This window comes from Halomonas sp. DP1Y21-3, assembly GCF_019801245.1.
GTDB lineage: Bacteria > Pseudomonadota > Gammaproteobacteria > Pseudomonadales > Halomonadaceae > Halomonas > Halomonas litopenaei.
Map to the genome: position 1 here is coordinate 795,574 of NZ_JAHVJM010000001.1, position 22,924 is coordinate 818,497.

The following is a 22,924-nucleotide window of genomic DNA, read 5'->3' on the forward strand; positions in this document are numbered from 1 at the left end:
CGGCGCTTGGCCGCACTCGCCACCCACCTACCCGTCAATCGCTAGACTGGGGCTTCGGCCCCATCGACGCGATGTGAGTCTGCCATGAGCGACAAGATCCCTGCCCACGACGTCACCGACCCTGCGGTGTCGCACCATTCCCCCGACAGCCAGAGCATGTACGAGAGCCGCCGGCACATCTACGTACGCGAGATCAAAGGCGTGTTCCAGCGTGTCCGTCGGGTCGCCAACTGGGCGCTGATGCTCGGTTTTCTGCTGCTGCCCTGGATTCCCTGGGGTGATCGACCGGCGGTCTGGTTTGATCTGCCGGGGCGCGAATTTCATATCTTCGCCGCCACCTTCTACCCCCAGGAATTCGTGCTGCTGTCCTGGCTTTTGATCATCTGCGCCTTCGGCCTGTTCTTCATCACCGTCTTTGCCGGTCGAGTATGGTGCGGTTACACCTGCCCCCAGAGCGTCTGGACCTTCCTGTTCATCTGGGTTGAGCACCGCATCGAGGGGCCGCGCAATCGTCGCATCAAGCTCGACAAGCGCTCCTGGGACGCCGACAAGGCCTGGCGCAAGAGCGCCAAGCACGCCATCTGGCTGATCATCTCGGCGGCCACCGGCATCACCTTCGTCGGCTACTTCACTCCGATCGGTGGCCTGGTGATGGATCTTGCCACCCTCTCGGCCAGCGGCTGGTCCTATTTCTGGGTCGGCTTCTTTATCGTCTTCACCTACCTGAACGCCGGTTGGCTGCGCGAGCAGGTCTGCCTGTACATGTGCCCCTACGCCCGCTTCCAGTCGGTGATGTTCGATCGCGACACCCTGATCGTGTCCTACGACTACCACCGCGGGGAGCCTCGCGGCCCGCGCAAGCGCAACGCCGACCCGGCAGAGCAGGGCCTTGGCCACTGCATCGACTGCGACCTCTGTGTTCAGGTCTGCCCGACCGGCATCGATATCCGCGACGGTCTGCAGTACCAGTGCATCACCTGCGCCGCCTGCATCGACGCCTGCGACAGCGTAATGGACAAGATGGGCTACCCCCGTGGTCTGGTGCGTTACACCACCGAGCACGCCCTCGACGGCAACAAGACCCACCTGTTGAGGCCTCGACTGATCGGCTATCTGGTCGCCCTGGTGGTGATGATCGGCCTGTTCGTCTGGACCATCGCCGACCGCACACCGCTGGATGTGGATGTGGAGCGCGATCGCGCTCGGCTCTACCAGATACTGACCGATGGACGCATCGCCAACTCCTACGCCATGACCGTGCGTAACCTCGACAACCGCCCTCATCGCTACGTGATCGAGGTAGCCGGCATCGAGGGTCTCGAGAGCGACACCACCGCCATCGAGGTTCCCGCCAACCAGTCCCGCCAACTGGTGATGACCTTGAGCGTGAATCCTGATCAGATGGAACAACGCAGTGCCGATATCAGCGTTCGCGTCCTCGCCGAGGACGATCCGTCCGTGGCCATCGAACGTGAAAGCCGCTTTATAGGAGTTACCCCCTGATGTCCCTGTCCGATCCCCAGGTGCCGCCCTGGTACAAGCAGTTCTGGCCCTGGTTCCTGATCGCCCTGCTGCTGTCGTCGGTCACCTTCAGCATGGTCTACCTGGCCTTCTCGATCCGCTACTTCGACGGTTCGGTGCCGGACGATTACTACAAGGAAGGTCTGGCCATCAACGTCCAGCTCGAAAAGCAGCAACGTGCCGAGGCGCTGGGGCTGGCGGCCGAGCTGCGCATCGACGCCACCACCGGCGACGTGGTGGTAACACTCGATGGCGACGAACGCCCAGAGCGGCTGGATCTGGCGCTGAAGTTCCCCACCGATGGCGCCCGCGACCGGGCACTGGTGCTGACCCACACCCGTGCAGGCCACTATGTCGGCACCCTCGACCGCAATCTGCGCTATCGCTGGTACCTTCAGCTGCAGCCCCACGCAGAAGGCGCGTCAGGACAGCCTGAATGGCGCCTGACCGGCGAGGCAGAGTTCCCGCGGGAGACCTCCGTGCGCCTGACACCGGGACTCTGATGGCGGCCTCGTGCTACCACTGTGGCGCCCCGGTGGAGGCCACAGCACCCTGGTCGATCACCCTGGATGGCCAGCGCCATCCGCTGTGCTGCCCGGGCTGCGAGGCGGTGGCCCAGGCCATCGTCGGCGGCGGCCTGGACAGCTACTATCGCTTTCGCACCGCCCTGCCGGAGCGCCCATCGCCGACACCCGCCGACGAGGCCCGCTATCAGGTATTCGACGATCCGGGCCTGCAGGATCGTTTCGTGCGTCAGGATGGCGACACCAAGGTAGCGACCCTGGCGGTGGATGGCATCACCTGCGCCGCCTGCGCCTGGCTGATCGAACACCGCCTGAATGCCCTCGACGGCCTGGAGAGCTGCGCTGTCAATCTTTCCCAGCATCGCCTTCAGGTGCGCTGGGATCCCGAACGCCTGTCGCTGTCGCGCCTGCTGGCCGAGATGGCTGCCATCGGCTATCCCTCCCAGCCCTACGAGCCGGACCAGGCTCAGCAGCGGCTCAAGCAACAGTCGCGCCAGATGATAAGACGCCTGATCGTGGCGGCCGTCGGCATGATGCAGGTGCTGATGTTTTCCATCCCGCACTACGTCGACGGCGGTGATCTCAGCACCGAGTTCGAGCGTCTGTTTGCCTGGCTATCGCTGGCGCTGACCACTCCGGTGGTACTGTACTCGGCCCAACCCTTCTTCGTCGGCGCCCTGCGCGATCTGCGAACCCGCGTGCTGGGCATGGATGTGCCGGTGGCGCTGGCCATCGGTGGTGCCTTCGTCGCCAGCACCTGGTCGGTCGTAAGCGACTCCGGTGACCGCTACTTCGACTCGGTCAGCATGTTCACCTTCTTCCTGCTGTTCGGACGCTACCTGGAGTCTCGCGCCCGTACCCACTACGGCCGCAGCGGCAATGCCCTGGCCAGCGCGCTGCCGAGTGCCGCGGTGCGCCTCGACGAGCAGGGCGATGAACGCGTCATCCCCGCCAGTCAGCTGGCCCCTGGTGACCGGGTTCGGGTCAGCCCCGGCGCCCAGATTCCTGCAGATGGCACCCTTACCTCGGGCCTGGCCCAGATCGACGAGTCGCTGCTGACCGGCGAATCGCTGCCCTGCCTGCGTCGCCAGGGAGATACCGTGCACGCAGGTACCCTGTGCATGGACAGCCCGATCGAAGTGATGGTCACCCGCGTCGGCGACGATACCCGCGCCGCCGGCATTCTCGATCTCACCGACCGTGCCTTCGCCCATCGTCCACGTATCGCCCGCCTGGCCGAGCAGGTGGCCCATCGCTTCGTGTTGAACCTGCTGGTCATCACCGCCCTGGTGGCGCTGGTCTGGAGCCTGATCGACCCTAGCCGCAGCCTGTGGATCACCCTGTCGGTACTGGTGGTGACCTGCCCCTGCGCCCTGGCGCTGGCGACCCCCACCGCCCTGACCGTGGCCCACGGCCGGCTGAGACGTGCCGGGGTACTGGTGACCCGAGCCGATGCGCTGGAGACCCTGGCCGGCCTCGATCGCGTCGTCTTCGACAAGACCGGCACCCTGACCCGGGGGCGTATGCAACTCGCCGAACACCGGCCGCTGAGCGACGACGAAGGAAGCGCCAACAATGGCGAGATGGACGCTGCCGCCAAGCGCCGGCATCTGGCACTGGCGGCGGCACTGGAGACCGGCTCGGAGCACCCCATCGCCCGCGCCTTCGCTGCCTGGCGCGACGCCACCTGCCAGGCCAGCGAACTGCGCAATCACCCGGGTCAGGGCGTGGAAGGCGTGATCGACGGCCGGCGCTGGCGACTGGGCCAGCCGCATTTTGCCTGCCTGGGCCGACCCGTTCCTGAGCTCCCTGGCGCAGGGCTTTGGTTGCTGCTGGCCAGCGAAGGCAAGCCCCAGGCCTGGTTCAAGCTCGACGATCAGCCCCGTGACGACGCCGCCGAGACCCTCGCCGCCCTCGCCCAGCGAGGGCTTGCCATCGAGATCCTGTCGGGCGACCGCGCCGTCAACGTTGGCCAGCTTGCCCGCACACTGGGCGTCGATCAGTGGCGTGGCGAGGCCTCCCCCGAGGACAAGCTCGGGCACTTGAAGGCGCGACAGGCACAGGGCGAAAAGGTGGCCATGGTCGGTGATGGCATCAATGACGTGCCGGTACTGGCCGGCGCCGACCTCGCCATCGCCATGGCCGGGGCCAGCGACCTCACCCGCACCCGCGCCGATCTGGTATTGCTGGGCGAACCGCTCACGGGTATCGTCGAAGCCATCGAGGTGGCCCGCCAGACCCGTCGCATCATTCGCCAGAATCTGTCCTGGTCGGTGCTCTACAATGTCGTGGCGCTGCCCGCAGCGGCGCTGGGCTTCGTGCCCCCTTGGCTTGCCGCCATCGGCATGTCACTCAGCTCGTTGCTGGTCATCGGCAATGCCCTGCGTCTGCGGCGCGGACGCACCAGGCCGACCGCGACGCCTTCACCCGTCACCGCAAGCCCCGGCCCATGAGCATCCTTTACCTGTTGATACCCTTGTCGTTGATCCTGCTGGGCCTGGCGGTCTGGGCCTTCTTCTGGGCGGTGCGCAACGACCAGTTCGAGGACCTCGAAGGCCCCGCCTATCGCATCCTGTTCGAGGATGAGGACGACACTCGCGGTGCCGATGACGGCGCTTCCTCTTCCGAAACGCCTGCGCAGACATCCGATCGTGGTCCATCGTCCAGAGGGCCTGAGTGAACCCTACCGGCCTGGAACTGCCTCCCATGATGGCGGCCTTCGTGTTTGGCCTGCTCGGCGGTGCACACTGTATTGGCATGTGCGGCGGTATCATGAGCGCCCTGACCTTTGCCATCCCACCCAGCATGCGTCAACCTTGGCGGGTGAGCACACTTGTGCTCGGCTACAATGTAGGTCGTATCACCAGCTACTGTGTGGCGGGCGCTCTGGTTGCCGCCCTGGGTTCGGTGATCGGCCTTTCGCCGACCCTGCGTGGCCTGATGCAGATCGTCGCCAGCCTGATGTTGATCCTGATGGCGCTTTACATTGCCGATCTATGGAAAGGCCTGCGTCACGTCGAGGCACTGGGACGTCACCTCTGGAGGTACCTGGAACCCGCCGGCAGACGCCTGTTGCCGGTGGTGCGTCTGCCCCAGGCGGTGGCGCTGGGCGCCATCTGGGGCTGGCTGCCCTGTGGCCTGGTGTACTCGATGCTGGCCTGGAGCCTGGCACGGGCCGAGCCCCTCGAGGGCGCACTGCTGATGGCGAGCTTCGGTCTTGGCACGCTTCCGGCGCTGGTGGTGACGGGCCTCGCCGCCAGACAAATGCAGGCCCTGCTGGCGCATCGGGCAACACGCCTTGTCGCCGCTGGCATGATCATCGCCTTTGCCGTCTGGCAACTTTGGACTGGGCTGCATCAATGACGCATCCTACCTCTAAGTTATTAATCCTAAAGAGGTAGGCACCACTTTTAGCTGATCTGAGGGTGTAGAATAGTGCCATCAACGTGCTGTACGGGCGACGTCTGTTCTCCCCATGGCCCAGTCAATATCGATCCCAGATCCACAGGAGCTGCGAATGAGTCCTACGGCCCAAGATCGGCGGCGTCCCATGCTGCATGAGACTCGCTGTGAGTCCTGCAGCCTGAGTTCCTTGTGCCTTCCGCTGTCGCTGGAGACCGCCGACCTCGAGCGCTTCGATTCCATCATCCGTCGTCACCCGCCGATCAAGAAAGGCACACGATTGGTCGAGCAGGGAGATCGCTTCACCAGCGTCTTCGCGGTCCGATCGGGGAGTCTCAAGCAGATCACCACCGAAGGCAGCGGCGAAGCTCAGTTGACCAACTTCTTCCTGCCCAGTGAACTGGTTGGGCTGGATGGCATCGACGACGGCCGCTATCCCGGCAGCGTGGTGGCGCTGGAGACCACCACGGTGTGCGAGATTCCCTTCGACCGCCTCGATGCGCTGACCCAGACCCTACCGGAGCTGCGTGCCCAGCTGTTTCGCACCCTGAGCAAGGAGCTGCGAGAGGACCGCCGGATGATGCAGCTGCTGTCACGCAAGACCGCCGATCAGCGCCTGGCCTGCTTCTTCCTCGGCCTGTCGGACCGCTTCCGCCGCCGCGGCTATTCACCGTTCAGCTTCCGCCTGTCCATGTCCCGCGCCGACATCGGCAATCACCTGGGGCTGGCGGTGGAAACGGTCAGCCGTATCCTCGGGCGTTTCCAGCAGCAGGATCTGGTGGCGGTATCGGGACGTGAGGTCAATATCCTCGATCTGACCGCGCTGTCGACCCTGGCCGACACCGAAGTTACCTGAGCGGGCCTGGCAGCAGTGTGTCGGGCCTGGCCGGCAGGGCCCTGTATCCATGATCTGGAAAGCAAAGCGTAATAGATGGCGTGTGACAAGAAAGAGGCCGCATCCGGAGATGCGGCCTCTTTTGCTGTCATGGCGTCATGCACATTCGCTGTTGGCGAGATCAGCCGGCATCCACCACGTCGATGCGCCGGGCCTGGCGTTCGGCCTGTACGGCCTCCAGCCCCTCGAAGTCGAACAGTTGCCGATCCGCCAGCTGCGACGGCGCCACATTGGTCACCGCCTTGAACATGCTCTCGAGGCGCCCGGGATGCTTGACCTCCCACTCGGCCAGCATCTCCTTGACCACCTGGCGCTGCAGGTTGGGCTGGGAACCACACAGGTTGCACGGGATGATCGGGAACTCCATCGCCTCGCTGTAGGCCTGGATATCGGCCTCGCGGCAGTACGCCAGCGGACGGATGACAATGTTCTTGCCGTCGTCGGAGAGCAGCTTGGGCGGCATCGCCTTGAGGCTGCCACCGAAGAACATGTTCAGAAACAGCGTCTCGAGAATGTCCTCGCGGTGGTGGCCCAGAGCGATCTTGGTCGCCCCGATCTCCTCGGCGAAACCATAGAGCGAGCCGCGCCGCAGGCGTGAGCAGAGCGCGCAGGTGGTCTTGCCCTCCGGCGTCTTCTCCTTCACCACCGAATAGGTGTCGCGCTCGAGGATGTGGTAGTCCACGCCGATGCTGTCCAGATAGTTCGGCAGCACATGCTCCGGAAAGCCCGGCTGCTTCTGATCCAGATTCACCGCCACCAGCGAGAAGTTGACCGGCGCGTTGCGCTGAAGGCTGCGCAGGATCTCGAGCATGGTGTAGCTGTCCTTGCCACCAGACAGACACACCATGATCTTGTCGTCTTCCTGGATCATGCCGTAGTCGATGATGGCGTTGCCGGCCTGGCGGCGCAGGCGCTTCTGCAGCTTGTTGAATTCACGCCGTGCCTTGGCCTGAACTTGGGCTTCCGTCTGATCGCCACCCGCAGCAGGGTCGGCCGGGCTGACGCCGGCATCGATCGAGAGATGGTCATCCTCGGGGGTACGGGGATCGAACAGGGTGGCGGAGGCGGACTGTGGCGACATGGGAGCGGGACATCACGGCTGAAAATGAAAGAGGCGCCAGTCTACCATCCGGACGCTTTAGTGGCGAAGAGGTCAGCGACCGCTTACCCCGGCGAGGACAATACGGCAGGGGCTTTTCGTCGGCGGCACATCGGAAACCGCCAAGGACGACACCGCCGTAGTGGCGCCCTTGCGCGTCGTGGCCTGGTCTGGCCTGGCCTGGCAAGTCGAAGAACGCAAGTGCCTGTCAGCCAGGCCCTAGGCGCTGTCCGAAAAGTCGACGAGCGAAGGTTAGACAAGGCAAAAATCGGTGAGAAAGCGCAGTTTACGGGGTGTAAATGAGCATTTTGACCGGGCTGGCGCACCAGACGATTTTTAACGCCGTATTACCGAGCGCAGGCACTTTTCAGACAAGCCCTAGACGACGTTCAGCGCCAGCAGATAGCGCACCACCACGCCCAGCAACAGCAGCAGGATGCCGGCACGTTGCCAGCCAAACTCGCGCACGGTCAGGGTCAGGCGCTTCTCCCAGAACTTGACCATGCCCCACAGGTCCCGGGTACGGCGATAGTACTGGAGGTAGGCCACCAGCACCGAGACCAGGCCCAGCGCCAGCAGCGTGGGCTCGAGAAGGGTCAACATGGCGTGCAGACTCATGACAGGATCTCCTTGCAGGTGAATGGTTGCCGGTGCGGGCGGCACCGGGTCAGCGCGGATGACGGCAACGGGTCAGCGCGGATGACGGCAACGGGTCAGCGCGGATGACGGCACCGGGTCAGCGCGATGGCGCCGTGAGTGCCCCGCTCTCCAGGCGCAGATGCATCAGCGCCGTGGTGACGGCGTCGCCCAGGGCCGTATGGCGTCCCATGATCGGGACTCCAAGTCGCTCTGCCAATTGTTCAAAGGTCGGCTGCACCTCGATTTCCGGGTGACTTCGGCGCAGCCGCTTGCGGTACTGCTGGGCCACGTCGATGGTGGCGTTGGGCAGCGAGAAGCCAAACTCCGCCTTCAGGTAGCGATCCAGCATGGCCAGGTCGAAGTCGATACACCAGCCGACCAATGGGCGATTGCCGATAAATTCCAGCAGCGTCGTCAAGGCCTCGCGCACCTCGAGGCCGCCTTCCAGGTCGACCCCTCGCAGGCGATGGATGCAGATGGAGTCTCCACTCAGGCTGGCAGGACGCGCGAGCCGCAGGTCCAGCGACTCGCTGGTCAAGACGCGATCGTCACGGATGCGCACCGCAGCGATGGACACCAGCTCCGCATGACGGGTATCCAGACCGGTGGTTTCGCAGTCCAGGGACACCAGCTCATCGCCGGTATAGGGATTGAACAGCCAGGCGAAATCGCCATCGGCCTGCCGACGCCTGTCGGCCACACGCCTGATCGCTCTCAGCATCGGGTACTCTCCCAAGCGAAACCATTGACGCCAAGGCAGCTTGCCCTGGGGGGCTGCCTCGACACTCATGCATACTCCAGGTGATAGCGGTGGGACAGGCTGGCCTTGAACTCCTTGACCAGATGCAGCGCCTCGCGCAGCAGGTCCCGCTCCAGCGAATTGAGCGACTGCACCACCACCCTGTCCGGGGCGTCCGTGGCCCGGGCATCGTCGCGCCGGTAGGCCAGCTGCGCCCGAAGCCGCAGCTCACAGAACAGCGACAACGCCTCGCCGAGATCCTCCGCCACCACCCGCTCGATGCGGCCGAGTGACGCCAGCGCCGCCAGCCGGTCGTGGGTCGAGGTCTCGCGCAGCCCGCACTCCAGTGCCATGGTGCGAACACCATGGACGATCGGAAAGATGCCACCCTTCTTGATGTCGACGCCGTGCTCGGGCTTCTTCAGCGTTCCAAACAGGGTCAAGGGCGTCGAGAACCGCAACACCCCCCTCGCCAGATGGGTCAGCAACAGTTCATTGCCCCGTGTTTCTTCGATCAGCACGTCGTGGAGTCGGTCCACCAGGGCAAAGTCACCGGCCACCCCCGAGGCGTCGGCAAGCACCGCCAGACGCATCAGGCTTTCTCCGTCGGGTTCGCTGACCCAGCGACGAATGCGCGCGCGCCACTGCGCAAGGGTGCCGACCCACTGGGGGTTGGAGACCATGATGTTGCCCGGGCAGCGCGGATAACCCAGATCGTCGAGCACGCTGGTGAACCGCGCGGTATCTGCACTGAGCTCGTCCCACTGCTGGTCATCGGCCAGGATCAGCGCATTGTCCTGGTCGGTCTTCAGGATCTGCTCGCCACGCCCTTCGCTGCCGAGCACCAGCAGACAGGCGCGCTCGCGCTGAGGGGCCGGCATCGAGAAGTGCCAGGCCTTGCTGATGATGCGCCCATTGAGCGCCGACAGCATGCCCATGGCGAAGCGCATGCGTACCCCCTGGGCCATCAGCGCCTCGACCAGCTCCGGCGCACGCTGACTTGCTTCGCTGAGCGAGGCCAGGGTCGTCGCCTGCTCGACCTGCAGGCTGACCACGTAGCTGCGGCTGGAAAAGAAGCTGAGCACATCGGTCAGCTCCACGACACCGATCAGCCGCTGGCCCTGAAGCACCACCACCCTGGCCACCTTGTGGCGGGTCATCTCGATCAGTGCCTCGAACAAGTACTGGCTTTCATCCACCGTCACCAGCGACAGATGAGCGATGCCACCGACCTCGGCATTACCGTCGCACCCCTCCAGCACCAGGGCCTCGAGCAGGTCGGTCTTGGTCAGCATGCCAGGACCGTCGGGCGTCTCGACCAGCAGGCTGTCGGCGCCCTTGTCCTTGAGGGTCAGCACGGCGTCGCGAATGCATGTCGTCGAGCCGACCTTGAGCGGCTCACGCATGCACTCGTTCACCCGGGCGAGCATGAATCCGGCCAGGGTGACGCCGCCCTCGGCGCGACGTTCGGCCAGCAAGCGCGTCTTGCTGATCAGGCGCTGGTGAAAGTAGTCCGAGAAGGCGGCGTTGTTCTCGCACAGCGACAGAAACAAGGTGTGCGGCATCAGATAACACAGGCTTTCTTCTTCGGCGACGAAGCGGTAACGGCTCTGGCCGTTGATCACGCTGATGGCACCGAACAGATCGCCCCCGGTGTAGTGGCCGATGCGCCCCCCGGCGGGGCCTTCGGCCGGGTCCAGTTCGGCGACTTCGCCCTTGTGGATCACAAAGACGAACTCGCCGGACTGCCCTGCATCGAGGATCACGTCATCCCGCCCGTAGTAGGCGATATCCAGCCCGCCCAGGACCCGCTCGCGCTCGGCCTCGTCGAGCAATGAAAACGGTGGATGAGTGAAGTCGATGTCGATCATGTCTGCTCCATGACCGACCCCGGCGAGGCCGGGGTCGGGGAGTGTTGTCGTCTGGCAGGGGGCGACGGATGGTGGGCCGACGCCCCTGCCTGATGGCCCGCTCTAGTGAGCGTGGGCCTCACCCGCGCCTCTCGGCACACGCACGTTCTCCACCAGTTCCTGGATGTGCTCCGGCGGTGCCGCGGTTGCCCGCGAGACCACGAAGGCCACAACGAAGTGGAGGATCATGCCGAGGGTACCGATACCCTCCGGCGAGATGCCGAACCACCAGATCGAAGGATCGGTGTTGATGAACTTGGTGTAGACGATGTAGATGAAGGTGAAGCTCAGACCCAGCACCATGCCGACGATGGCCCCTTCGCGGTTCATGCGCTTGTCGAAGATGCCAAGCAGGATCGCCGGGAAGAAGGACGAGGCAGCAAGACCGAAGGCAAAGGCCACCACCTGGGCCACGAAGCCCGGCGGGTTGATGCCGAAGTAGCCGGCTACCACCACCGCCACCGCAGCAGCACTACGCGCCGCCAGCAGCTCCCCCTTCTCGCTGAGGTTGGGATTGATCTGCTTCTTGATCAGGTCGTGGGACACCGCCGCCGAGATCACCAGCAACAGACCGGCTGCGGTGGACAGCGCCGCGGCCACGCCACCGGCGGCCATCAAGGCGATCACCCAGGCCGGCAGGCCGCCGATCTCGGGGTTGGCCAGCACGATGATGTCACGGTCGATGTAGACCTCGTTGGGGCTGTCGGTAGGCGTATTGGTCACCACCCGCTGCCCGTGCTCGCCAGGAGTTTCCTCTTCCAGCGGGCCGCTTTCGAAGGTCGGCTTGCCCTCGAACGGCGCGCCCGGCCCCATCTGCACCCGACCGTCGTCGTTCTTGTCGAGCCAGCCGATCAGGCCCACGCCTTCCCAGCTCTTGAACCAGGCCGGTGCCTCTTCGTAGCTGGTCTCGTGTACCGTCTCGATGATATTGGTGCGGGCGAACACGCCGACCGCCGGAGCGGTGGTGTAGAGCAGTGCGATGAACACCAGCGCCCAGCCGGCGCTGACCCGGGCGTCACGCACCCGCGGCACGGTGAAGAAGCGCACGATGACGTGGGGCAGACCCGCGGTACCGCACATCAGGGCGGCGGTGATGAAGAACACGTTGATCATCGGCTGACTGCCGTCGGTGTAGGGCGTGATGCCCAGATCCGTCAGCAGACCGTCGAGACGATCGAGAATGTACTGGCCGCTGTCGTTGCCGGCGGCATCGACGAAGGTGGCACCGAGCCCGGTCTGCGGCAGCACGTGGCCGGTCATCATGATCGACAGGAACACCGCCGGCACGATGAAGGCGGTGATCAACACGCAGTACTGGGCTACCTGGGTGTAGGTGATGCCCTTCATGCCACCGAGCACCGCGTAGAAGAACACGATGACCATGCCGATGACCACGCCCAGATTGACCTCGACCTCGAGGAAACGGGCGAAGACGATACCGACGCCGCGCATCTGACCGGCGACATAGGTAAAGGACACGAAAATAACGCAGATGACCGCCACGGTACGGGCGATATTCGAGTAGTAACGGTCACCGATAAAGTCCGGCACCGTGAACTTGCCGAACTTGCGCAGGTAAGGCGCCAGCAGCATGGCCAGCATGACGTAGCCACCGGTCCAGCCCATCAGGTAGACCGAGGCGTCGTAACCCAGATAGGCGATAAGACCCGCCATGGAGATGAAAGAGGCCGCCGACATCCAGTCTGCCGCGGTAGCCATGCCATTGGCGGCAGGGTGGACGCCGCCGCCGGCGACGTAGAAATCCTTGGTAGACCCGGCACGCGACCAGATCGCGATACCGATGTAGAGCGCGAAGGACGCCCCTACAAATATATAGGTAAGTAGTTGTACATCCATGGAATCAATTCCCGTTCATTGACGTTATTTTGCGGGTGTCACTGTTCGTGGACGTCGTACTCTTCATCGAGCTTGTTCATCTTCCAGGCATAGAAAATGATCAGCACGATAAAGGTGTAGATGGATCCCTGCTGTGCAAACCAGAAGCCGAGCTTGAAGCCAAAGAACTGGATATTGTTGAGTACATCCACCAGCAGAATGCCGAAGCCATAGGAGACGATGAACCATACGGCCAGACAGCCGAGGATGGTTCGTATGTTTCGTTTCCAGTAGGCCTGTGCGCTCTTGTCTAGCATAAGGCTACCCTCAAGAAGTGGTTTGATCGCCAAATGCCGCCGCAAAGACGACACAAAGGCTCGAGAAGCAGACTAGACAAAATGGCCTTTCCTGGAACGATAACTTTAGTCGAAAAGCATAAATGCACCGCACCAAGAAAACCATTACATTAAATATTTCAGCAACTTACAAACATTCCTGGAATATTAGCCGATGGTCTATCACTACAAAGGTGCAATCCACCTTAGTCGCGATCCAAGGCCTTGAGACCAGGCAATGCCTTTCCCTTGATGGCGCAAAATTCCGTCAATGCTTCGCGCTTCAGGCGCCCGAATCGAGGCAACCACGCTGCGCCCCTGCCGAGCAGGCCGCCAATGCCCTAGAATGGCCGCTGACGTCGAGGAGGTGCCCATGTTTGCCGGTTGGCTATTGATCGCTGTTTCACTGCTCTACATCGCCGTGCTGTTCGCCATCGCCTGGCGCGGCGATCGTCGTGCACGCCACCTGGGGGCCAGCCATCGTCGCCCGCTGGTCTACAGCCTGGCGCTGGCGATCTACTGCACCTCCTGGACCTTCCACGGCGCCGTGGGCCAGGCGGCGACCTCCGGCTGGTCGTTCGCCAGCATCTTCGTCGGTCCGGTACTGACGCTTCTATTGTTCTGGCCAGTACTGGCCAAGATGGTGCGGGTCGCCAAGCACCAGAACGTCACCTCGATCGCCGACTTCATCGCCTCTCGCTACGGCAAGACCCAGTCTCTGGCGGCCTTCGCCAGCCTGGTCGCGCTGATCGGCACCCTGCCCTACATCGCCCTGCAGTTGAAGGCAGTGTCCACGTCCTTTGCCGTGCTCACCGACGCCTCCGACATCACCCAGGCGCCGCTGTTCGGTGACACCGCCTTCTATGTGGCCATCGTCATGGCGATCTTCGCCATCCTGTTCGGTACCCGCCATACCGACGCCACCGAGCACCACGAGGGCCTGATCCACGCAGTGGCCTTCGAGTCGCTGGTCAAGCTGGTGGCCTTCCTGATCCTCGGCGCCTACGTCACCTGGGGCATGTTCGATGGCCTGCAGGACCTGATGACCCGGGCCGACACCCACCTGCAGCTGCAGCGGCAACTGGCCCAGCAGGACTTCGGCCAGAGCTTCTGGGCCCAGACCCTGCTGGCCATGCTGGCGATCCTGTGTCTGCCGCGTCAGTTTCACGTCACCGTGGTGGAGAACACCCACCGCGACGACGCCGCCCGCGCGCGCTGGATGTTCCCGCTGTACCTGGTGCTGTTCGCCTTCTTCGTGTTGCCGCTGGCCGCCGCCGGCCTGACCATCTTCGCCGGCACCGACGTATCACCCGATACCTATGTGCTGTCGCTGCCGATGGCCGCCAACCAGAGCTGGCTGGCCCTGCTGACCTTTATCGGCGGCTTCTCCGCCGCCACCGGCATGGTCATCGTCGCCGCCGTGGCGGTCTCGATCATGATCTCCAACGAGATCGTCATCCCGGCGCTGTTCCGCATGCGCTGGTTCGACACCAAGGCTCGCGACTACGGACGCCTGGTCCTGCGGGCACGGCGCATTACCATCGCCGTGATCCTGGCCATGGCCTATGGCTTCTATCAGCTGATCGGCGAATTCACCTCGCTGGCCTCCATCGGCATGCTGTCCTTCGCCGCCGCCGCCCAGTTCGCCCCGGCGCTGATCGGCGGGCTCTACTGGAAGCGCGGCAATCGCCTGGGGGTCATCGTCGGCATGAACGCGGGCTTCGCCATCTGGGCCTACACCCTGCTGTTGCCAGCGATGATCAACGCCGGTGTATTGCCCGCCGGCTGGCTCCAGGGTGGGCCGCTGGGGATCGCCTGGCTGTCACCGACCTCGCTGTTCGGCCTGCACGTGGGTGACAGCTTTACCCACGGCGTGATGCTGTCGCTGGGGGTCAACCTGGTGGCCTACATCTTTGTCTCCCAGGTAACCCCTCAGCGGGTGGTGGAACGGATTCAGGCGTCGCTGTTCGTCGACAGCGTCGAGACCCGCCAGACCTCGGTCAATCGCCCCTGGACCGGGGCTACCACGGTCGGCGACCTGAAGGTGCTGTGCCAGCGCTTCCTCAGCGCCGGCCAGGTCGACCGCGCCTTCTCGGACTACGCCCGGCGCAACGGCAAGGCGCTGGAAGACAGTGCCCGAGCGTCCATCGACGTGATCCAGTTCACCGAGCGCTTTCTGGCCTCGGTGCTGGGCGCCTCGTCGGCGCGGATCGTCGTCAACTCGGCGCTGCAGGGGCGTGGCATCGGCATCTCCGACGTCATCTCCATCGTCGATGAGGCCTCCCAGGTGCTGGAGTTCAATCGCGCCCTGCTCCAGGCCACCATCGAGAACATCAACCAGGGCATCAGCGTGGTGGATCAGAACCTGCGCCTGGTGGTGTGGAACCAGCGCTATCTGGAGCTGTTCCGCTTCCCTGACCACCTGATCCGTGTCGGCGCCCCGATCGACCGCATCTTCCGCTACAACGCCCATAACGGCGAGTACGGCCCCGGCGACCCGGAAGAGCACGTGGAATTGCTGCTCGACAACATCCGCGAGGGCCAGCCCCACCGCTACGTGCGATATCGCCAGGACGGCAGCGTGCTGGAGGTCCAGGGCAACCCCATGCCCGGTGGCGGCTTCGTCTACACCTATCAGGACATCACCCAGCAGAAACGCACCGAAGAAGCGCTGATCCGCTCGGAAAACAATATCCGCATCTATACCGACAACGTGCCGGCGCTGATCGCCTACTTCGACCGGGAGTGTCGCTACCTCTTTACCAACCGTGCCTACGAGCAGGCCTTCAACATCAACCGCAACGAGGTCATCGGCAAGAAGGTGACCCAGGTGATTCCGGAGACCATGGCCGAGGAGCGCATTCCCTGGATTCAGCGCACCCTGAGTGGCGAAAGGGTCAGCTTCGAGGTGTCGCTCGAGATCACCAACGAAGGCCTGCGCTACATGCTGGTGACCTATACTCCGCACTTCGGCGACAGCGGCGCGATCCTCGGCTTCTTCGCGCTCTATCAGGACATTACCGAACGCCGGCGGGCCGAGATCGCCCTCAAGGAAACCAACGAGACCCTGGAGGAGCGGGTACGCTCGCGCACCCTGGCCCTGTCCGAAGCCAACGCCGCGCTGCGCCAGGAGAACCGGGTGCGCGCCGAAGCCGAGCAGGCCCTGCGCCAGGCCAAGCAGGTGGCCGAGGACGCCAACGCCTCCAAGACGCGCTTCCTGGCCGCAGCCAGCCATGACCTGCTGCAACCGCTCAACGCGGCGCGGCTGTTTACCTCGGCGTTGTCCCAGGACATGGGCGCCGAGGACATGAAGCGCACCATCGGCCATATCGACAGCTCACTGCAGTCCGCCGAAGAGCTGCTCGGCACCCTGCTGGACATCTCCAAGCTGGACGCCGGCGCGCTGACTCCCAGACGCAGCCATTTTGCGCTGACCGACATCCTGCGCCCGCTGCAGGCCCAGTTTGCGGTGATGGCCGAAGACCGCGGCCTGGACCTCAAGGTGGTGGGGTCGGCCCTGTGGGTGGACAGCGACAGCCAGATGCTGCGCCGAATCATTCAGAACTTCCTGTCCAACGCCATCCGCTACACCCAGGAAGGCCGGGTGCTGCTGGGCATTCGCCGGCGCGGTGAGCGCCTGCTGATCGAGGTATGGGACAGCGGCCCCGGCATCCCCGAGGCCAAGCAGGCCGAGATCTTTCAGGAGTTTCGTCGCCTGGATCAGGCCTCGCGCCACAAGGAAAGCGAGAAGGGACTGGGCCTCGGCCTGTCCATCGCCGACCGCATGAGCCGGGTGCTCGACCACCCCATCCGGGTGCGCTCCTGGGTCGGCGTGGGCACGGTATTCTCGGTCAGCGTACCCAGGGTCGAGGCAAAGGCCCCGGCCGAGGACACGGACTCCCGGCCTGCGCGCAAGGTCGCCAGCAAGCTCGACGGCAAGCGCATCCTGTGTATCGACAATGAGTCGCTGATCCTCGAGGGCATGAAGGCGATGCTGTCAGGCTGGGGCTGCGAGGTGTTCACCGCCACCTCCATCGGTGGCGCCAAGTCGGTGCTGCGCCATCTGGACGACGACCCCGACGCCATCCTCGCCGACTATCACCTGGACAACGAGGTCACCGGCCTGATGGCGCTGGACGCCCTGGGCGAGCGCCTGACCGGCGCGGTGCCCGGCATCGTGATCACCGCCGACCGCACCGAGGAGGTGGCCGAAGAGGTCCGCCGCGGTGGCTACCAGCTGCTGCTCAAGCCGGTGCGCCCGGCCGCCCTGCGGGCACTGCTGACGCGCACCCTGCAGGCCAGCCAGGCACCGCAGTAGCCGGCGCGAGCCGTGCTGGCGAAAGTTCTGTCGGCGTAAGTCCTGCTGGCAAGCAGCCCACCGGCGGCGGCGACGTGCCGGTGGGGTCCCTCAGGTACCGCAGAAGGTTCTGAGCACTCGCTCGTCGCGCCCGGGTGGGGCCAGCAGGCTGGTATCGTCCGGGGTCTGGTAGGGCCGGGTCACGGCGGCGAGCAGCGTCTCGAATACGCTCAGGTCGTCGTCATCGATGGCGGCGCGAATGGCCTTCTCGACCAGATGATTGCGCGGTATCACCTGGGGGTTGGCCGCCGCCAGGCGCGCGCCGACGACCTCGTCGGCGACGCCTTCACGGGCCAGACGCTCGCGCCAGCGCGGCAGCCAGGCCTCGAGCCTGCCACTGCGCTCAAAGCCCTCGGCAAGCGCTGCCTCATCGCCGGCCAGCGCCAGGGGCAGATGGGCAAAGCTCAGGGTGAAGTCGGCGTTGCCCTCTTCCATGGCCTTGAGGAAGTCCTCGCCCAAGGCCAGGTCCTCGTCTGCCAACGGGCCCCCCTGCCCATCGGTCGAGCGGCTTTCCGGCTGGCCTTGCGAGTCATCAGCCCCGAGTCCCAGCTTGGCACGCAGCACCGCCGTCCAGGCGGCGTCATGGCACTCGGCGAAGGCCTCGATGGCCTCGGTGGCCAGCGCCACCGCTCGCTCCTGATCGTCACTGATCAGCGGCAGCAGCGTCTCGGCCAGGCGCGCCAGGTTCCACTGGGCGATGGCCGGCTGGTTGTCCCAGGCGTAGCGCCCGCGCTCATCGATGGAGCTGAACACCCTGTGCGGGTGGAAGGCGTCCATGAAGGCGCAGGGACCATAGTCGATGGTCTCCCCCGAGATCGCGCAGTTGTCGGTGTTCATTACCCCATGAATAAAGCCGAGCCCCTTCCACTGGGCGACCAGGCTGGCCTGGCGCTCGACCACCGCCTCGACCAGCGCCAGCGCGCGCTCGGCCTCGGGCAAGTCGGCCAGCTCGGGGTAGTGTCGCTCGATGCAGAAGTCCACCAGCAGCGACAGCGCCTCGCTGTCACGGCGGGCGGCAAAATACTGAAAGGTGCCGACCCGCACATGGCTCGAGGCTACCCGGGTCAGTACCGCCCCGGGCTCCACCATCTGGCGCACCACCTGCTCGCCGCTGGCCACCGCCGCCAGCGCCCGGGTGGTGGGCACCCCCAGTGCGGCCATGGCTTCTGACACCAGATACTCGCGCAGCACCGGTCCGATCGGCGCGCGACCATCACCGCCGCGGGAAAAGGGCGTGCGTCCGGCGCCCTTTAGCTGGACCTCACGCAGGCCGCCGTCTCGATGGGCTAGCTCGCCCAGCAGGATCGCCCGACCATCGCCGAGCTGTGGCACGAAGCTGCCGAACTGATGCCCTGCGTAGGCCGCGGCGATCGGCGTCGCTCCATCGGGCACGGCGTTGCCACCGAGCACCTCGGCGGCACGGGTCGCGTCGAAGGCGTCAAGGTCGAAACCCAGCGCCTCGGCCAGCGGACGATTGAAGGCCAGCAGACGCGGCGCCGCCACAGGGGTGGGCGCCATCTCGGCGCGCATACGATCGGGCAGGGACGCATAGCGCCCGGAAAAGGCAGGAAACATGGGCTGCTACCTCAGGCTGGCAAGTGGGATGCCGACTACCCTCGGCCCTGCCTGTGGTGGTCGTCAAGCGACATTGCTTGCGACACCACCATCCCGGTACGGCAGAGCCCGGCTAGTTCGAGGCAGTGGCGCGTCGCAACTCGCCCCCACCCTCCTCCAGCTTGCGCACGCTGGAGACAAAGTCGCTGAAGCGCTCGCCCTGGATCAGCACGTGGTCACGCAGGATGCGCTCGGCGCTCTCGGCATCACCGGCTTCGATCGCCTGGAGCACCTCACGGTGTTCATCGAGCGAGCTCTGCATGCGTGAACGCACCTGCAATTGCAGGCGTCGATAGGGCTTGAGCCGCTGCTTGAGGGTCTGGGCCTCTTCGGCCAGGAAGGCGTTGTGGCTGGCCTGATAGATGACGCTGTGGAAGGCTTCGTTCTCGTAGTAGTAGTCGTCGCTGTCACCGGTCTCGCCGGCGCGGCGACATCCTTCGAAGGCGTCGCGCAAGGCCTTGAGTTCATCGGCTGAGATTCTCCGCGCCGCCAGTCGACCGCACATGCCCTCGAGTTCGGCCATCACCTCGAACATCTCGATCAGTCGCTCGAGCCCTAGCCTGGCGACAAAGGTGCCCTTCTTGGGGTAGACGGTCACCAGGCCACTGGCCACCAGCTGCTGGATGGCCTCGCGCACCGGGGTACGCGATACCTGGTAGGTCCTGCACAGCTCTTCGGGGTCCAGTCGCTCACCCGGTGTGCGCCGACCATTGATGATGTCGTCCTCGAGAGAGTCCCGCAGACGCTGGGCGTTGGAGGGCTTCTTGCTCATATGGCTGTCCCCTGGCTGTCCCTTGGCTGAACTCGAATCGTTCCAGCATATCCTGTCCTGATGCGACTGACCCCTCGGCGCCCTCACCCCACCATGGTCTAAGCCCTACGAATTGACAGGAATATACATGCTGGCTATTGATGTATACATCATAGCAGATAAAAAATGTTTGGCCTCCATCCCCCGCGCCGACCTCGGCGCGTTTATCCCACCACCACAACACTGATCATCACGCTCGCTACAACACCCACTACAACAATCATCACAACAACAACGCCTCGAGGAGTCACCATGAAACGCCAAGCTCTCACTCTCGCCGTCGCCGCCATCGCCACCGCCAGCGCGTCTATTGCCAGCGCCGAGACCACCCTGCGCGTGTCCCACCAGTTTCCCGGTGGCCAGGGCGACGTGCGCGACGAAATGGTCCAGTTGATGGCCAAGGAGGTCGAAGCCGCCGACGTCGACCTGGCCCTGCAGGTCTATCCCGGCCAGTCGCTGTTCAAGGCCAAGGAGCAGTGGGGCGCGCTGGTACGCGGCCGCCTGGACATGACCTCGCTGCCGCTGGACTACGCCAGCGGTCGCCACCCCGAGTTCTCGGCCACCCTGATGCCGGGTCTGGTGCGCAATCACGAGCGTGCCCAGCGCCTCAACGACTCCGAGTTCATGGACATGATCAAGCAGGTGATCGAGGACGCCGGCGCCCGGGTACTGGCCGACGCCTGGCTGGCTGGCGGCTTCGCCTCCAACCAACAGTGCATCACCTCGCCCGACACGGTGCAGGGCCAGACCATGCGCGCGGCTGGCCCGGCCTTCGACGAGATGCTGGCCACCGCCGGCGCCTCCATCGCCTCGATGCCCTCGTCGGAGATCTACACCGCCATGCAGACCGGCGTGCTCGACGGCGCCAACACCTCGTCGGGTTCCTTCGTCTCCTATCGCATCTACGAGCAGGTCAGCTGCCTGACGGCGCCGGGCGAGAACGCCCTGTGGTTCATGTACGAGCCGATCCTGATCTCCGAGCAGAGCTGGAACGGGCTCAACGAGGAGCAACAGCAGGCACTGATCAATGCTGGCGAGAAGGCCGAGGCGTACTTCGCCGAGCAGGCCGCCCAGCTCGACCAGACCATGGTGGAAGTGTTCGAGGAAAACGGCGTCGAAGTGGTCCAGATGTCCCAGGAAGACTACGACGCCTGGCTCGAGGTAGCGAAAGAGAGCGCCTACAAGAGCTTTGCCGAGAACGTCGACAACGGCCAGGCACTGATCGACGCCGCCCTGGCGGTGGAATAGACCGAGGTGGGCGCGGCCGCTGGCCGCGCCTCGTCGTTCGTCGCTGTCGTGTCACCTCGGAGGCTCCATGTCACACACACCGTCCCACTCTCCCCCCCACGTCTCTGCACCCGCAGCCCCCGGTTCCCGGCGACATGCTTCCGGCCCGGTGGGCGCTTTCTGTCGGCTGATGGACCGGCTATCCATCGCTATGGCAGTGGTCGCCGGCGCCGCCCTCTTTGCAGGGGTGCTGGCCGTCTGCCACATGATCTTCGTGCGCTACCTGCTCGGTGAAAGCACCACCTGGCAGACCGAATTCGCGATCTTCTCGATCACCGGCGCGATGCTACTGGGCGCCCCCTATGTGCTGCTGACCGGCGGCCAGGTGGCGGTCACGGTGCTGCCCGATGCGCTCAAGGGCGGCATCAAGTGCGCCATGAACCTGGTCGCCTCACTGTGCGGCCTGGCCTTCTGCATCGCCCTGGCCTACGGCTCCTGGCTCTACCTGCTGGAGGCCTACCACGGAGGCTGGACCACCGGCACGGTGTGGAATCCGCCGCTGTGGCCGGCGCTGGTGCCGCTGGCGCTGGGCTCGACCCTGCTGGCGCTGCAGTACCTGGCGGAAATTCTGGGAGGAGCACGCTGATGGATCCGGTTACCAGTGGCATCCTTATCGTTACCGCCCTGTTCGTGCTGATGGCCATCGGCACACCCATCGCCTTCGCCCTCGGCGGCGTGTCCCTCGCCGCCCTGGTGATGGACCGGGGCGTCAGTGAGCTGACCTACTTCGGCGAGACCTTCTTCGGCAGCCTGGCGTCGTTCGGCTTCGTCGCGATTCCGATGTTCATCCTGATGGGCGCTGCCGTGGCTTCCTCCCCCACCGGCCGCGACCTCTACCGTTCGCTGGACCTGTGGCTCGGCAAGGTGCCGGGGGGACTGGCCATTTCCAATATCGGCGCCTGCTCGATCTTCGCCGCCCTGTCCGGCTCGTCGCCTGCCACCAGCGCCGCCATCGGCAAGCTGGGTATCCCCGAGATGCGCAAGCGCGGCTATCCCGACGGCGTGGCGGCTGGCTGCATCGCCGCCGGCGGCACCCTGGGCATCCTGATTCCGCCCTCGGTCACCATGATCGTCTATGGCATCTCCACCGAGACCTCGATCGGACGGCTGTTCATCGCCGGCGCCCTGCCCGGCATCATGCTGGCGCTGTTGTTCATGGCCTGGACGCTGATCGCGTGCAAGCTGGCCGGTGGCTATGACACCCCCAGCCCCGTCGCCGACGCCGCCCGCGAGCTCAAGGACACCGTCGCCAGGAACGTCGAGACCAACATGAAGGCGCTGGTGCGGGTGCTGCCCTTCCTGGTGGTGGTCAGCGGCATCCTGTTCGCCCTCTACGGCGGTGTCGCCACGCCCTCGGAGGCGGCCGGCGCCGGGGCCTTCCTGTGTCTGGCCCTGGCCATCGTGGTCTACCGCATGTGGCAGGTGAAACCGCTCACCACCATCATGCGCGACGCCCTGCGCGAGAGCGTGATGATCATGCTGATCATCGCCTGCGCCGAGATCTTCGCCTACGCCCTGTCGTCGCTGTTCATCACCCAGACGGTGGCCGAGGCGATCGCGGCACTGGAGGTCAATCGCTGGGTATTGATGGGGATCATCAACGTCTTCTTGCTGGTGGCCGGTTTCTTCCTGCCGCCGGTGGCGGTGATCGTGATGACCGCGCCGATCCTGCTGCCGATCATTCTGGCGGCCAACTTCGATCCCTACTGGTTCGCGGTGGTCCTGACCATCAACCTGGAGATCGGCCTGATCACCCCACCGGTGGGCCTTAACCTGTTCATCATCAAGGGGATCGCGCCGGATATCGCGCTCAAGGACATCCTGCTCGGCAGCCTGCCCTACGCCCTGTGCATGGTGCTCGGCATCGTGCTGCTGTGCTTCTTCCCGGGCATCGCCACCTGGCTGCCGGACCTGATCATGGAGAGCGCCGGATGATCCCGACGCCGACGCGTGTG

General features: G+C 64.7%; 18 protein-coding genes. 10 read left to right on the forward strand and 8 right to left on the reverse strand.

Features of this window, described 5'->3' with window-relative positions:
* Positions 1-84: 84 nt before the first annotated feature.
* The 6 genes from ccoG (at position 85) to fnr (ending at position 6,303) form a co-directional block, all read left to right on the forward strand.
* Positions 85-1,503, forward strand: coding sequence for a cytochrome c oxidase accessory protein CcoG (gene ccoG / locus KUV74_RS03440; protein ID WP_261395047.1), 1,419 nt, complete (start codon positions 85-87; stop codon positions 1,501-1,503).
* Positions 1,503-2,024 (forward strand): FixH family protein, encoded by a 522-nt coding sequence (locus tag KUV74_RS03445; RefSeq protein WP_045992153.1) that lies wholly within the window; start codon positions 1,503-1,505, stop codon positions 2,022-2,024. Before ccoG ends, KUV74_RS03445 begins: the two co-directional genes overlap by 1 nt.
* Positions 2,024-4,498, forward strand: coding sequence for a heavy metal translocating P-type ATPase (locus KUV74_RS03450; protein ID WP_222515630.1), 2,475 nt, complete (start codon positions 2,024-2,026; stop codon positions 4,496-4,498). Before KUV74_RS03445 ends, KUV74_RS03450 begins: the two co-directional genes overlap by 1 nt.
* Positions 4,495-4,725, forward strand: coding sequence for a cbb3-type cytochrome oxidase assembly protein CcoS (gene ccoS, locus KUV74_RS20775; RefSeq protein ID WP_231498447.1), 231 nt, complete (start codon positions 4,495-4,497; stop codon positions 4,723-4,725). Before KUV74_RS03450 ends, ccoS begins: the two co-directional genes overlap by 4 nt.
* Positions 4,722-5,408 (forward strand): sulfite exporter TauE/SafE family protein, encoded by a 687-nt coding sequence (locus KUV74_RS03460; protein ID WP_108131317.1) that lies wholly within the window; start codon positions 4,722-4,724, stop codon positions 5,406-5,408. The genes ccoS and KUV74_RS03460 overlap by 4 nt, the downstream gene beginning before the upstream one ends.
* 154 nt (positions 5,409-5,562) lie before the next feature.
* Complete coding sequence (fnr, locus tag KUV74_RS03465) at positions 5,563-6,303, forward strand: fumarate/nitrate reduction transcriptional regulator Fnr (protein WP_045992157.1); 741 nt, start codon at positions 5,563-5,565, stop codon at positions 6,301-6,303.
* Between the two features lie 160 nt (positions 6,304-6,463).
* On the opposite strand, the gene ttcA is transcribed toward fnr, so the two are convergent.
* From ttcA to KUV74_RS03495, 6 genes are all read right to left on the reverse strand, one after another.
* Positions 6,464-7,423 carry a tRNA 2-thiocytidine(32) synthetase TtcA gene (gene ttcA, locus KUV74_RS03470; RefSeq protein WP_222515631.1) on the reverse strand — a complete coding sequence of 320 codons (960 nt, stop codon included), beginning with the start codon at positions 7,421-7,423 and terminating at the stop codon, positions 6,464-6,466.
* Between the two features lie 396 nt (positions 7,424-7,819).
* The gene (locus KUV74_RS03475) at positions 7,820-8,059 is read right to left on the reverse strand and encodes a hypothetical protein (RefSeq protein ID WP_239452527.1); all 240 of its coding nucleotides are present in this window, start codon (positions 8,057-8,059) and stop codon (positions 7,820-7,822) included.
* A 118-nt stretch (positions 8,060-8,177) separates the two neighbouring features.
* Entirely contained in the window at positions 8,178-8,870 is a 693-nt protein-coding gene (locus KUV74_RS03480) for a 3'-5' exonuclease (protein WP_308812406.1), read from the reverse strand.
* Positions 8,867-10,690, reverse strand: coding sequence for a DUF294 nucleotidyltransferase-like domain-containing protein (locus tag KUV74_RS03485; RefSeq protein ID WP_108131316.1), 1,824 nt, complete (start codon positions 10,688-10,690; stop codon positions 8,867-8,869). The genes KUV74_RS03480 and KUV74_RS03485 overlap by 4 nt, the downstream gene beginning before the upstream one ends.
* A 102-nt stretch (positions 10,691-10,792) precedes the next feature.
* Complete coding sequence (locus KUV74_RS03490) at positions 10,793-12,586, reverse strand: sodium:solute symporter family protein (RefSeq protein WP_108131315.1); 1,794 nt, start codon at positions 12,584-12,586, stop codon at positions 10,793-10,795.
* Positions 12,587-12,624: 38 nt separating this feature from the next.
* A complete protein-coding gene (locus tag KUV74_RS03495; RefSeq protein ID WP_045992160.1) occupies positions 12,625-12,882 on the reverse strand; it encodes a DUF4212 domain-containing protein in 258 nt (85 codons plus the stop codon).
* 391 nt (positions 12,883-13,273) lie between these two features.
* Here KUV74_RS03495 and KUV74_RS03500 point away from each other — a divergent pair, with 391 nt between their 5' ends.
* Positions 13,274-17,218: a NahK/ErcS family hybrid sensor histidine kinase/response regulator gene (locus tag KUV74_RS03500; protein WP_222515632.1), complete on the forward strand. Its 3,945-nt coding sequence runs from the start codon at positions 13,274-13,276 to the stop codon at positions 17,216-17,218.
* A gap of 90 nt (positions 17,219-17,308) precedes the next feature.
* Here the strand turns inward: KUV74_RS03500 and KUV74_RS03505 are convergent, their stop codons facing one another.
* A complete protein-coding gene (locus KUV74_RS03505; protein WP_222515633.1) occupies positions 17,309-18,832 on the reverse strand; it encodes a protein adenylyltransferase SelO in 1,524 nt (507 codons plus the stop codon).
* A gap of 112 nt (positions 18,833-18,944) precedes the next feature.
* Positions 18,945-19,643 (reverse strand): GntR family transcriptional regulator, encoded by a 699-nt coding sequence (locus tag KUV74_RS03510; RefSeq protein ID WP_045992163.1) that lies wholly within the window; start codon positions 19,641-19,643, stop codon positions 18,945-18,947.
* A 291-nt stretch (positions 19,644-19,934) separates the two neighbouring features.
* Here KUV74_RS03510 and dctP point away from each other — a divergent pair, with 291 nt between their 5' ends.
* The 3 genes from dctP (at position 19,935) to KUV74_RS03525 (ending at position 22,904) form a co-directional block, all read left to right on the forward strand.
* Positions 19,935-20,930, forward strand: coding sequence for a TRAP transporter substrate-binding protein DctP (dctP, locus tag KUV74_RS03515; protein WP_222515634.1), 996 nt, complete (start codon positions 19,935-19,937; stop codon positions 20,928-20,930).
* Positions 20,931-20,997: 67 nt separating this feature from the next.
* Positions 20,998-21,555, forward strand: a complete 558-nt coding sequence (locus KUV74_RS03520) for a TRAP transporter small permease subunit (RefSeq protein WP_222515635.1) — start codon at positions 20,998-21,000, stop codon at positions 21,553-21,555.
* Positions 21,555-22,904, forward strand: coding sequence for a TRAP transporter large permease (locus tag KUV74_RS03525; RefSeq protein WP_124802791.1), 1,350 nt, complete (start codon positions 21,555-21,557; stop codon positions 22,902-22,904). The genes KUV74_RS03520 and KUV74_RS03525 overlap by 1 nt, the downstream gene beginning before the upstream one ends.
* Positions 22,905-22,924: the final 20 nt, after the last annotated feature.